Below are 11,691 nucleotides of genomic sequence, written 5' to 3'. Positions count from 1 at the left end.
GGTTGCTCGGCGTGTCAGGCGTCGCCCGAAGGATGATCTACGGTAAGGGCAGGGCGCCGTGCCGGATGACGCGGTGTTCCGCAGAGCCCCGGACTGCATTTGACCGGCTCGAGGGCAGGAGCGTAGCGTGGTCCAGCCTTTCAACGGCTCCGTCCGGCGCGCCCTGACGCCGACGCACGCGTCACCGCGTGCGTTCCCTGGAGCTGTCGGACCCGGCACCAGGACCTGGTCGCGCGACTGCGTGCGATCGCTACGACAAACGTGTGGAGAACGTCGTGACCAAGCGCACCTTCCAGCCGAACAACCGGCGCCGGGCCAAGACCCACGGCTTCCGTCTGCGCATGCGCACGCGTGCCGGTCGCGCCATCCTCGCGGCGCGCCGCCGCAAGGGGCGCACCGAGCTCTCGGCCTGACACACCTCCCGGTGCTCCCCGCAACGCACCGGATGCGCCGCTCTGCTGACTTCCAGCAGACGGTGCGCCGGGGCGCGCGTGGGGGCCGCGAGACGCTCGTCGCGCACCTCACGACCACGACCGACCCCGGGCCGCCGGCGGTCGGTCTCGTCGTGTCCAAGGCTGTGGGCAACGCCGTGACCCGTAACCGGGTCAAGCGGCGCCTGCGTGCACTGGTGGCGGCTCGCCTCGGTCGACTGCCGGACGGTGCGCTGCTCGTCGTGCGGGCGCAGCCGGCCGCCGCCGGCGCCTCGTCCGTCGAGCTCGGTCGCGATCTCGACGGAGCTGTCGCGACGGCGTGCCGTCGTCACACCCGACAGCTCGACACCTAGGTGCGACGATGACCTGGTCGACGCTGTGGGGGACGGTTCGACGCGTGCCGACGTCCGTCCTTCTGGGGCTTCTGTGGGTGTACCAGCGCGTGGTCTCGCCGCTCACACCCGCGACCTGCCGGTTCTACCCGTCGTGCTCCCAGTACGCCGTGATCGCGGTGCGTCGGCACGGCGCTCTGCGTGGCGTCTGGCTCGCGGTCCGCCGGCTCGCGCGCTGCCACCCCTGGAACCCAGGAGGCGTCGACGACGTTCCTCCAGCACGCTCCACGCACCACTCGCACGACGCGGCGACTGCCGCGCACTGACGCTCGCAAGGAGCACTGCTTCATGGACTGGATGGACGGCCTGCTGTTCCCCCTGATGGTCGCGGTCGCCTGGATCATGGTCCGGTTCCACGATCTGCTGACGTGGGTCGGCCTCGACCCGGCGAGCGGCGCGGCGTGGGCCCTGTCGATCATCGGGCTGGTGATCGTCATGCGCATCCTGCTGATCCCGCTGTTCTTCAAGCAGATCAAGGCGTCGCGCGGCATGCAGCTGGTGCAGCCCGAGATGCAGGCGCTGCAGAAGAAGTACAAGGGCAAGAGCGACCCGGCCTCCCGTGAGGCGATGAGCCGGGAGATGATGGAGCTCTACAAGAAGCACGGGACCAACCCGTTCGCGTCCTGCCTTCCGATCCTGCTGCAGTCGCCCATCTTCTTCGCACTGTTCCGTGTGCTCTACTCGCTCCCGCAGCTCGCCTCCGGGACGTACGACAGGGCTGATGCGATCGGCCCGATGACCGCCGACCTCGCGGCGCAGGCCGAGACGGCGACGATCTGGGGTGCGCCGCTCTCCGGCACGTTCCTCCAGGCAGACGGCAACTGGCACATCCAGGTCGTCACGGTGGTCCTCATCATCGCGATGTCGGTGACGACGTTCACCACGCAGCGCCAGCTCACGATGAAGAACATGCCGCCGGCCGCCCTCCAGGGGCCCATGGCGCAGCAGCAGAAGATCCTGCTCTACATGCTGCCGCTGATCTTCGCGTTCTCGGGTGTCAACTTCCCGATCGGTGTCCTGCTGTACTGGACGACGACGAACCTGTGGTCGATGGGCCAGCAGTTCTACACGATCCGCCGGATGCCCGCGCCCGGTTCCGAGGCCGAGAAGGCGTTCAAGGCGCGTCAGGCACGCAAGGCCGCGGCGCGGGGCAAGACGCTCGAGGACGCGGCGCCGACCGTGGTCATCGAGGAGAAGCCGCGCGGACAGCGTCAGCAGCCCAAGCGCAAGGACCGGAACAAGCCGCGACCGACGGGCACGGCGAGCACCGCCGACGACATCTCGGACGCGACCCCCGGCGATCCTCCCGTGCAGGACGCCGTCACCGATGCTCCCGCGGCGGAGGCACCGGGCGTTGCGGCACCGAAGAAGAAGAAGCGGAAGGCTTCCCCGTCGACCCCGCCCGACGGCCCCCCTGCAACTTGAGACCACCTCCGCGCCCGTCCGACGTTTGGCGGCGCGGTAGCGACTTCGCTGAACGGAGAAGACATGGCTACTTCCGACCCGGGCACAGCCGTAGACGGTGACCTCGTGACGCGCCTCGAGGAGGAGGGCGAGATCGCTGCGGACTATCTCGAGGAGTTCCTCGACATCGCTGACCTCGATGGTGACATCGACATCGACGTCGACCATGGGCGTGCTGCGGTGGAGATCGTGGCGGAGGACGCGGCGGACGACTCCCTGCGTCGTCTCGTCGGCCAGGACGGCCAGGTGCTCGACGCTCTCCAGGAGCTCACGCGCCTCGCCGTCCAGACGAAGACAGGCGAACGGAGCCGTCTCATGCTCGACGTCGCCGGCTTCCGTGCGGCGCGCCGCAAGGAGCTCGTCGGTATCGCGTCCGAGGCGATCGAGCGGGTCAAGACCGGGCAGGCGGCGGCCGTGACGCTGGCTCCGATGAACCCGTTCGAGCGCAAGGTCGTTCATGATGCAGTCGCCGAGGCGGGGCTCGTCAGCGACTCCGAGGGTGTGGAGCCCGAGCGACGCGTGGTGATCCGCGCGGTGTGACCGCGAGGAAGGTCGCGGCGGGATTCGCTGCATCGAGGGCGGGTGGCGAGAGCCACCCGCCCTCGGTCGTACTCGGGTGACGCGCCCGTGCCACCGCAGGGCCGTTTCACGTGGAACAGGCGTGGATGGACGCTGGCCAGGTCGGCGTGGGACTGTCGGAAGGTCTACACCGGGCATGGCCAGGTGTGCCTCGGCGTCGTCAGAGTGCGGTGCGGGGTGTTGGAGCGCCGCACGGAGTTGACGCGCGTGGACGCGTTGGACGGCGTATCGGCGTCGCGTGTCCGAGGGCGGGCGACGGCGCTGCCGTGGACCGGTTGTCAGCCGTGTTTCACGTGGAACAGGGCGCCGCTGGCCGCACTGCGCGGTCTCCCGGCGATTGCTCCTGTGGCGGATGCGCGGGGCGATGGACGTTCGGGGCATGTCGAGGGGTTGCCTGTGGTGCGGGGAGGTGGCGCGCTCGACGTAGCGCGCTCGACGTAGCGCGCTCTCCGCGCCGGGGTCGCTTTCCCGCTGGGTTGCGACCTGCGCGTGTGCCGCAGCAGATCCAGAGTCCGTCGGCGGACCGCCATCGATCGGTGGTCGGTCCGCTCAGGTGTGTGTGCTGCCGCTCTCGCACCGCAGCGTCTGCGCTCGGGAATGATCTGGGGTCGGAGAAGTCACGGGTGGTCGCATTGATCGATGGCTCATCTGGTCAGCGTCCGTGGATCGGGCGGCGTCGGCCCGGCGCGCCCCGGGAGTCGCGAGGGTGCTGATTGCTGGCACCGACCCGCGGTGACACCTGACGTGCGGTGGCAGGCCGCCGCGGGCTGCGTCGGCAGCTGACAGCCGGCGATGAGCTGCGGGATCACTCGGGGCCGACGCGGGACGTGGATTCACGTGAAACAACCGACCCCGTCGGGCTTCTGGGGGATCCTCGCGGTACACATCGGGCTGCGTCGCCGCGCCAGGACCGCGCGCCCGACTCCTTCGCCAGCGGTTTCCGCGTCCTCGAGGTAACGGCGAGTCGCGCCGACATGCACGCCGTCTGCTGCTGCTGGGTCGCCTTCCCCGCCGCCATGGTCACCGTCTCCGCTGAGCGCGGAGGGGAAAGCGCACAAGCACCTCAGCGTCGTGCTCCGACCACCAGGTGAGCGTCACCTCGTCCGCTGTGGTCCTGATCGGAAGCAGTTGGCGCACCATGGCGACCTCAGGTTCTGAAAGCGCCTCACCGATCGACAGGTGAGGGACGACCTCGTCGAACGCCCCGCCGTACGGTGGCCACTGCGGGAAGGCAGCAACGAACATGCCCGTGAGCTGGATGAAGGGTTCGGCAGGGTCGGGCGCCAGATACGTGTGACCGCCCGCGAAGTGGCCCACCGTGGACAGCTGGAAGTCGAATGCTCGGGCCGGCTCCAGAATCCGACGGATGGCGTTCACGAGGTCATCACCGACGTCGCCGCGGTCGACGAACGGGCCGAGCACCGTGATGTGCGGGCACGGGGGCGCGGGCGCGAGGCGACGGATGACCGGCTCGAGCGCTGGTACGGGAACCTGGATCACCGTGTGTGACACACCGTTCAGTCTGCCCCTCGTGCCGCCTGTCGTGGGATACGCGCCCCTGCCGGCCGAAGGCCCGGTCGTCGGCTCCTACCGTGCCCGGACCCTCTGAGCGCGGTCAGTACCTGATCGCAGTAGCGGCCGGTCCCCGCTACCACCGGGGACGCGTGGCCACCCGTGCGCGTCGCGCGGTTCGCCGACAGTGCGCCGCGCGGTGGCCGGCAGAGGACCCGAGCGGCGTGTGGCCTGGTCGAGCGTGCGACCCGACCACTGATCGAACTCCTCGGTTGTGTGCGACCAGCAATCTGGCGTCATGGCGTTCGACGTGGTGGTGACCTCGGTACTGTCGAATAGCGATCCCCGTGCTGGGACTCGATCTGCCGTCGCTCCGCTTCACGTCCAGCCACACACGCCCCGGGCCAAGGCTCTGACAAGGACCCGCCGAGCCGACATTGCCGCTGGGCTCGACGGTCATGCCCGATCTGGTCCTCGAGACGCATCGTGGTGCAGGTCGACGTCTTCGTGTCCGGGCAGTGTCTTCGTGTCGGGCAGTGTCTTCGTGTCGGGCAGTGTCGTCGCGTCACCGACCCGTCGATGCCACACGATGGGAACGTCCGGGCGCGCTTGTGCCCTTCGCGTGTCTCCACGTGGGCCGTGCTTCGCGTCCTGGTTGGGGCGGCGCGGGGACCAGAAGGCCAGCACCCTTCTGCCGAGTGGTCGTCGTGAGCTCGGCGCCTCGATGCCCTCAGCAACGCTCATGAGGTTGTGCGTCATGGTCGTGGTCGCGACCGGATCAATGCCCGGGTGGCGTTTCACGTGGAACACGGCCAACTGCCAGGGCCTGCCAGGTCGAGCTGGTGTCCTCGCTGGCGCATGGGTGGCCGGACGGGTCTTCTGGTCCGGCCGACCCAGGTCAAGGTCAGGCGGGTCATCCGTTCTGAGACAGGCGTGGCCGTCGGACAAAGGGCGCCCCGTCGCGTGGGCCATAATCGCCGCGCCCAGTGCGGAAATCCAGGCGGGAGGCATGGCCCGGAACTGACGCCTCACCCGGAACGCATGTGTGGAGGTGCATTATGCGGGTCCGTGGCCGGACTTGCGGGGGTGCAACGTGCGACGGCGGATGGAGGTCGCCCGAGAGGAGGGGCAGCCCGACCGGCTCTCTGGCTCACCTTGGCCGGAACACCCCAGGTGACGCGTCGTCGCCGGCGTGTGGCAGGCGTCTGCGATGCCCATCGGTCCTCGTGATGGCCGCCCGCGCCGTTATGACGACTGCCACACCCCAGTCCGTTCCGGGGCCTGGTGCAACGACGCATGAGCAACTTCTCGATCGGGGGGAAGCGACCCGAGAAGCGCTGAGACGGATTCACGTGAAACGGTCGCGCGACCGCCCGACGGTGCATCTCAGGCAGGCGGCACGGCGTGCACGTTGCCAAGCGTGCCTCGACGCGGCGATCAATGGGCGGCGGCGAACCTCAGAGGCCGGCTCCCGGCCTGCATCACGGCCGAGCCGCGCCCGTTCGTGTGTCGCGTCATCCGGGCTCGAACAGCGGTCGGATCGAACGGGCGGGCGTGGCTCGCAGGGGGCATCGGCATGCGCTGCGCGAGTGCGGCGACAGATGCCTCGACAGGATGTCCGCAGATGCCCATGCCGGTGCAGGGGAGGCTGACGCTGGCCCAGGCGCACGGCGAGCACTCCGCAGGGGTCAACGGATCACGGACCGAACGGCTCGCGCGCGCCACGATGGCCCGACCGGCAACCGCGGCTTGTGACCATGTGCACCTGCAGGCGAGCCAGAACGCGCGCCTAGGGGTCGCACGGGCCTGCGGGCCGGTCGTCGGCGGCAAGAAGTCGGCTTGCCGGGTGCGGGTGGGTGCTGGCGCCGTGCGTTCCGGGGCACGGGGGATCGCCCGCGGTCTGCAGACACGTCGGCGGGAGCCATGTCGGGCGGTGAACGATCGTCGTCGGCGGCGACGGGTCTGTGCTCGGGAGGATCCGGCGGATCGCGTGGCCGTGAGCTGGAGGATCGGCTCGTGACCCGGCGGATCGGCTCGTGATGGAGGGTCGGCGTACGACGGGGGGCGCGTGTCCGGCGCGGTGGGTCGGCGGCAACGTGTTCGGCCTCGTGCTCCACGGGAGGCGTCCGGGCGAGACTGTCGGCTACGGATCACGCACGCCCCACGCGCCCGCCGGATGGCGTCAGCGCATGCCGCGGTCCGCACGGTGAGCTCGCCGCGTCGCCGCGCCCCGCTCTACCACCGGGCCCGGACCGCCCACCCCGAGTGACCGCTGGTCGACGTGGACGGCTCTGCGCTGTGGGCGGGGCCGCTCCGGGACGTGCCCGCACTTCTCGTTCACGGCTGACGTGACGACTCGGGTGGCCCAGCGGTCCACATGCGGCGAGGAGTGCAGGGCGACGACGGTTCGCTTCACCTACGTCGACGCAGCACACGGCCGTGTCGGGCCAAACGGGGGAGCGATCCATCCGTTCCCCAGGACTCGCTACCTGCCCGGCCGTACTCAACGTGCACCATGTGGACGTCGACCGGCGGGACGCAAGCGCTGCGGTCCGCCCAGACGCGGCGGTGCACAGTGCGGGGTAGCTCCGGGACTGGACCCGTGGCGCGGTGCATGAGTCTGGCACCCTCGGCGAGGGCGGCGAGTGTGTACGGCCAGAAGGATGACCCGCCGGAGATCGCGTGACCGCGTGAGCCCTGAAGCCCTGGTCTCGACGGGCTATGTCGGGTGCCCGGTCCGATACCCAGGTCGTGCACTCCGAAACCGGTGGCGTCCGCGGGTGTGCGAGGCCGTCACGCCGGGGTGGTGTGGTTGGCGGGTCGTCGTGCGCCACGGTCTTGGCCGTGCACGGCATATGTCGTTCGAGGCGAACGCACGACGCGGATGTTGCAGCGTGCGACCTCTTCCACAGCCCGCGGGGGAGACGCCCGGGAGGTGACCGGCGGGGTAGCGTATCCCCGCAACTAACCGGGACGGCGAGGCCAGGCTCGCAATCGCCCAGCGTGTGTTTCACGTGGAACAGGAGCCGCCGAGTGCCAGAAGTACCGAGCGCTGTGCCAGCGAGCGAGACGATGGCCGACCCGTGGCAGGGCGACCCTCGGCTACCGGCCTTCTTTGGTGAGGCGTGGCCCGCGATCGCAGCGTTTCATGACTATCTGGTTGCCGAGGGCGAGCTGCGGGGCCTGATCGGCCCGCGCGAGATCAGCCGGTTGTGGGAGCGTCACCTGCTCAACTCAGCAGCCGTCGTCCCGTTTCTCCCTGATGAGGGGCTGATCGTCGACGTCGGGTCGGGCGCCGGACTGCCGGGCGTGGTCGTGGCGGCGATGCGTCCGCGGGCACACGTGATGCTGGTCGAGCCGATGGAGCGCCGGGTGGCCTGGCTGCTGGACGTCATCGAGCGCACCGGCCTGACGAATGTCGAGGTCCGGCGCGCGCGGGCCCAGGAGCTCGACGGTGCGGTGGAGGCCGATGCCGTCACAGCCAGAGCCGTGGCGTCGCTCGACAAGCTCTTCCGGTGGACTGCGCCACTGGTCCGGGAGGGTGGACGTGTGGTCGCCATGAAGGGCGCCCGCGCGGAGGAGGAACTCGCTGCCGCCGCCAAGGTGATGCGGTCCGTCGGCCTGACCGATGGTCGGGTGGATGACGCGACGACCATCGCGGGGACCGAGCCCACGCGGGTCGTGTCTGCCGTCCGAGGAAGAGGTGCCCGTGTTCGGTAGGAAGAAGCGCCGCGAAGAGCGAGAAGCCGCAGAGAGGGCAGCAGCACAGGCCGCGGCTGGACCCGGAGCGCCGCCCGATCCGGTCCTTGCCGGCCGTCAGGCGACAGGTGGGCCGGCCCTCGAGGCGCGCCCGGCGATGCCGGACCCCGCTGCGGCCTTCACGTCCTCGACGCGTGGCGACGCCCGTCCGGTCTTCGCTGAGTCCTCCGCAGCCCTCACCACGGCCGACGTGCCGGTCCACTTACCCGGCAGCGGAGGTGACGCTCCTGCGACGCCGGCGCCGCCCGCGGACTCTGGGTCCGTTGCGCCTTCAGGTTCCACATCGGTGAACCCCGTGGCTTCCGCACCGGTCACGGTCGGGCACGGGGCTGCGTCGAACAAGGCTGCCGACCCAACAGGCACAGCGCCAGCCGATGGCATGCCCTCAGAAGCCGCCGACCAGCAAAGCCCGCGATGGACGCCGGCGAGCCTGGGTGCGCACCCGACCGGCAGGGGAGTCGACGACGACGACCGGGCGGCCTCCGGTGACACACCAGAGGGCACGCCGACAGCAGTCTCACAGCACACCGAGACCTCATCGCCGACGGCCGACGCCAGTGCAGCCAGCGCGCCGACGGCCTCGGAGCCTGTTCCACGTGAAACCGGCCTGCCCGTCGAGGCGGCTGGAACGAAGAGTGCCTCAGAAGAGCCGGGATCGGTGGCGCGTGGAGTCGACCCGGGTCACGGACCGTCGACGCCCACCCGGCAGCAGGGTCTCGCTGGCACAGTGGATGCTGCCGACGCAGCGGTTTCACGTGGAACCACCCCGGACAGCGTCGGGGGGTCGCGCACCGACGACCTCGTTTCACGTGGAACCGTCTCGTCCGGCCCGAAGGGCATGGACGATCACGCCGCCGCAGAGCGGCACACGACGGCCGTTCCGCAGGAGGCGGGCTCCGATGCGCGCCCTCGCCGCACGGGGCGCCCTCAGCCTGTGTCCGTCGTCGACCTCGGCGCCTCGAACCCGTGGTCGGTGGAGGAGGCATCGACCGGCGCGGCTTCCGCAGGAGGCGAAACCCCTTCCGGCGGACCGCAGGGTGATGCTCACGATGACGACGGAAGCCCGCGAGACGGGTCACCCGTGAGCGCGCCGTCCGTTGTCGAGGGTGGCCCCGGACCAGCGGCGGAATCGCCCGTAGAGGCTGCAGAATCGACGATCGGCGTCACGAGTACCGGGACGCCACCCGAGGACGAGAGAGGCACCGTGGAAGACCTGCCAGAGCAGCAGGAGGGGAGTGTCGACACGGCCCCCCGCCCGCTCGGCGACCAGGACGAGGCGCGAAGGGCTGCGCTCGTCGACAGCCTGCCGCGTCCGTCGGCAGACACGCCCCTGCTCGCCGAGCTACAGCTCGACGCGCGTCGGCGAATCGAGCTCCGCGGACGCAAGTTCCCCCGGCCTGAGCGCACACGTGTGATCACCGTGGCGAACCAGAAGGGCGGCGTCGGCAAGACCACCACGACGGTCAACCTGGCGGCAGCGCTCGCGCAGGCAGGGCTCCAGGTCCTCGTCCTCGACAACGACCCGCAGGGCAACGCGTCGACAGCCCTCGGCATCGACCACCGCGCCGGCACGCCGTCCATCTACGAGGTCCTGGTGGACGCCGCGCCCATGCACGAGGCGGTGCAGGAGAGCCCCGACGTCCCTGGACTCTGGTGCCTGCCGGCGACCATCGACCTGTCGGGCGCCGAGATCGAGCTGGTCTCGATGGTCGCGCGGGAGACGCGGCTGCGGACGGCGCTCGACGGGTACTTCGAGTGGCGCGAACGACAGGGCCTCGAGCAGATCGACTACGTGTTCGTGGACTGCCCGCCGAGCCTCGGCCTGCTCACGGTCAACGCCTTCGTGGTCGCTCGCGAAGTCCTCATCCCGATCCAGTGCGAGTACTACGCGCTCGAAGGGCTGTCGCAGCTCCTCAAGACGATCGAGCTGATCCAGGCCCACCTCAACCCCGGGCTCGCCGTCTCCACGATCCTGCTCACCATGTACGACGCGCGCACCAACCTCGCGCAGCAGGTCGCGCAGGAGGTGCGCACACACTTCCCCGAGCGAACGCTGCGCACGACGGTTCCGCGCTCGGTGCGGATCTCGGAGGCGCCGAGCTACGGCCAGACGGTCATGACCTACGACGGCAGCTCGTCGGGTGCCCTCGCCTACCTGGAGGCCGCCCGCGAGCTCGCGGAGCGGGCCGTTCCCAGCACCACCACCCCCACCACCGCCGGCGCGCCGGGCGGCTCTGCACAGGAGGACCAGTGAGCGAGAAGCGTCGCGGTCTCGGCCGTGGTCTGGGAGCACTCATCCCGACCGGCCTCGACACCCCGCGTAGCACCAAGGACCGCCCGGTCGACGTGTTCTTCCCCGACACGGTCGGGGCGGCCGCAGAGCAGGCGGCCGCGGATGCAGCAGGGACGTCGGTAGCAACCTCCGACGCCCCCGTCTCCCCGACGCCCAGCGTGCCGTCGGACACCGGCAGCGCCACGACTCCGGCGGTGACGGACTCCCAGCCGAGCTCGTCCGTGGCAGGCACCTCGGAGCCGAACTCGTCGGAGCCGGGTACGGCAGAGCCGAGCACGTCGACCACGCCCTCTGACCCGCCGGAGGTCGAGGAGATCGACGGTCTGCTGCCCGTCCCCGGGGCGCGGTTCGCGGAGCTGCCCGTCGGATCCATCCGGCCCAACCCCCGGCAGCCGCGGACGGTGTTCGACGAGGACGCACTCAGCGAGCTCGTCGGTTCCATCCGCGAGGTCGGCGTGCTCCAGCCGATCGTCGTGCGAGCGGTCGACGACGGCTACGAGCTGATCATGGGGGAGCGGCGGTGGCGGGCCACGCAGGAGGCCGGCCTCGAGACCGTTCCCGCGATCATCCGCGACACCGAGGACTCGGACCTGCTGCGGGACGCGCTGCTTGAGAACCTCCACCGGTCGCAGCTCAACCCGCTCGAAGAGGCCGCCGCCTACCAGCAGCTCCTCGACGACTTCGGATGCACGCACGAGGAGCTCGCCGCACGTATCCACCGGTCGCGGCCGCAGATCTCGAACACCCTGCGGCTGCTGCGGCTTCCGCCGCTGGTGCAGCGTCGCGTTGCGGCCGGCGTGCTCTCGGCGGGACACGCCCGTGCCCTGCTCGGCCTCGGTGACGGCGCCGCGATCGAACGCCTGGCGCAGCGCATCGTCTCCGAAGGGCTGTCGGTCCGCGCCGTCGAGGAGATCGTCTCGCTGGGTGGGGACGAGAGCCAGCCGACGCGTCGCCCACGCACCCGTGCGGGCATCCGGAACGAGGCCCTCGACGAGCTCGCGTCGCGGCTGTCGGACCGGTTCGAGACGCGCGTCAAGGTCGACCTCGGCAAGACCCGAGGGAAGCTGACGGTCGAGTTCGCCTCGGTCCAGGACCTCAACCGGATCCTCGGATCTCTCGCGCCGGAGGACCCGGGGGTCCTCAAGCACTGACGGCCACGGGCGCGACGGAGTTCCGACCGAACTGAGTATGGCTCAGTAGTTCGTCACAACGCTCTGAGCGCCCATGCGGCCGCGAAAATGCAGGTCGTCCGCGGTGACCG

Annotated in this window: 9 protein-coding genes; 8 read left to right on the top strand and 1 reads right to left on the bottom strand. The window is 70.3% G+C overall.

Annotated elements, in window-relative coordinates; translation table 11 throughout:
* Positions 1–275: 275 nt before the first annotated feature.
* From rpmH to NP048_RS19265, 5 genes are all read left to right on the top strand, one after another.
* Positions 276–413 carry a 50S ribosomal protein L34 gene (rpmH, locus tag NP048_RS19285; protein WP_191783193.1) on the top strand — a complete coding sequence of 46 codons (138 nt, stop codon included), beginning with the start codon at positions 276–278 and terminating at the stop codon, positions 411–413.
* 11 nt (positions 414–424) lie between these two features.
* Entirely contained in the window at positions 425–784 is a 360-nt protein-coding gene (rnpA, locus tag NP048_RS19280; RefSeq protein WP_227576935.1) for a ribonuclease P protein component, read from the top strand.
* Between the two features lie 8 nt (positions 785–792).
* Positions 793–1,089 carry a membrane protein insertion efficiency factor YidD gene (yidD, locus tag NP048_RS19275; RefSeq protein WP_227576934.1) on the top strand — a complete coding sequence of 99 codons (297 nt, stop codon included), beginning with the start codon at positions 793–795 and terminating at the stop codon, positions 1,087–1,089.
* A 22-nt stretch (positions 1,090–1,111) separates the two neighbouring features.
* Positions 1,112–2,248 (top strand): membrane protein insertase YidC, encoded by a 1,137-nt coding sequence (yidC, locus tag NP048_RS19270; protein ID WP_227576933.1) that lies wholly within the window; start codon positions 1,112–1,114, stop codon positions 2,246–2,248.
* Between the two features lie 63 nt (positions 2,249–2,311).
* The gene (locus tag NP048_RS19265) at positions 2,312–2,827 is read left to right on the top strand and encodes a Jag family protein (protein WP_227576932.1); all 516 of its coding nucleotides are present in this window, start codon (positions 2,312–2,314) and stop codon (positions 2,825–2,827) included.
* A 1,059-nt stretch (positions 2,828–3,886) separates the two neighbouring features.
* On the opposite strand, the gene NP048_RS19260 is transcribed toward NP048_RS19265, so the two are convergent.
* Positions 3,887–4,378, bottom strand: a complete 492-nt coding sequence (locus NP048_RS19260; RefSeq protein WP_227576931.1) for a 2'-5' RNA ligase family protein — start codon at positions 4,376–4,378, stop codon at positions 3,887–3,889.
* Positions 4,379–7,450: 3,072 nt separating this feature from the next.
* Here NP048_RS19260 and rsmG point away from each other — a divergent pair.
* The 3 genes from rsmG (at position 7,451) to NP048_RS19245 (ending at position 11,581) form a co-directional block, all read left to right on the top strand.
* Entirely contained in the window at positions 7,451–8,098 is a 648-nt protein-coding gene (rsmG, locus tag NP048_RS19255; protein WP_227576930.1) for a 16S rRNA (guanine(527)-N(7))-methyltransferase RsmG, read from the top strand.
* A 1,459-nt stretch (positions 8,099–9,557) separates the two neighbouring features.
* Positions 9,558–10,391 carry a ParA family protein gene (locus tag NP048_RS19250; RefSeq protein ID WP_284439712.1) on the top strand — a complete coding sequence of 278 codons (834 nt, stop codon included), beginning with the start codon at positions 9,558–9,560 and terminating at the stop codon, positions 10,389–10,391.
* Positions 10,388–11,581 carry a ParB/RepB/Spo0J family partition protein gene (locus tag NP048_RS19245; protein ID WP_227576928.1) on the top strand — a complete coding sequence of 398 codons (1,194 nt, stop codon included), beginning with the start codon at positions 10,388–10,390 and terminating at the stop codon, positions 11,579–11,581. The genes NP048_RS19250 and NP048_RS19245 overlap by 4 nt, the downstream gene beginning before the upstream one ends.
* Positions 11,582–11,691: the final 110 nt, after the last annotated feature.

It is taken from the genome of Cellulomonas xiejunii, assembly GCF_024508315.1.
GTDB lineage: Bacteria > Actinomycetota > Actinomycetes > Actinomycetales > Cellulomonadaceae > Cellulomonas > Cellulomonas xiejunii.
The sequence above is the reverse complement of the archived record's forward strand: the minus strand, read 5'-3'. Positions and strand labels throughout refer to the sequence as shown.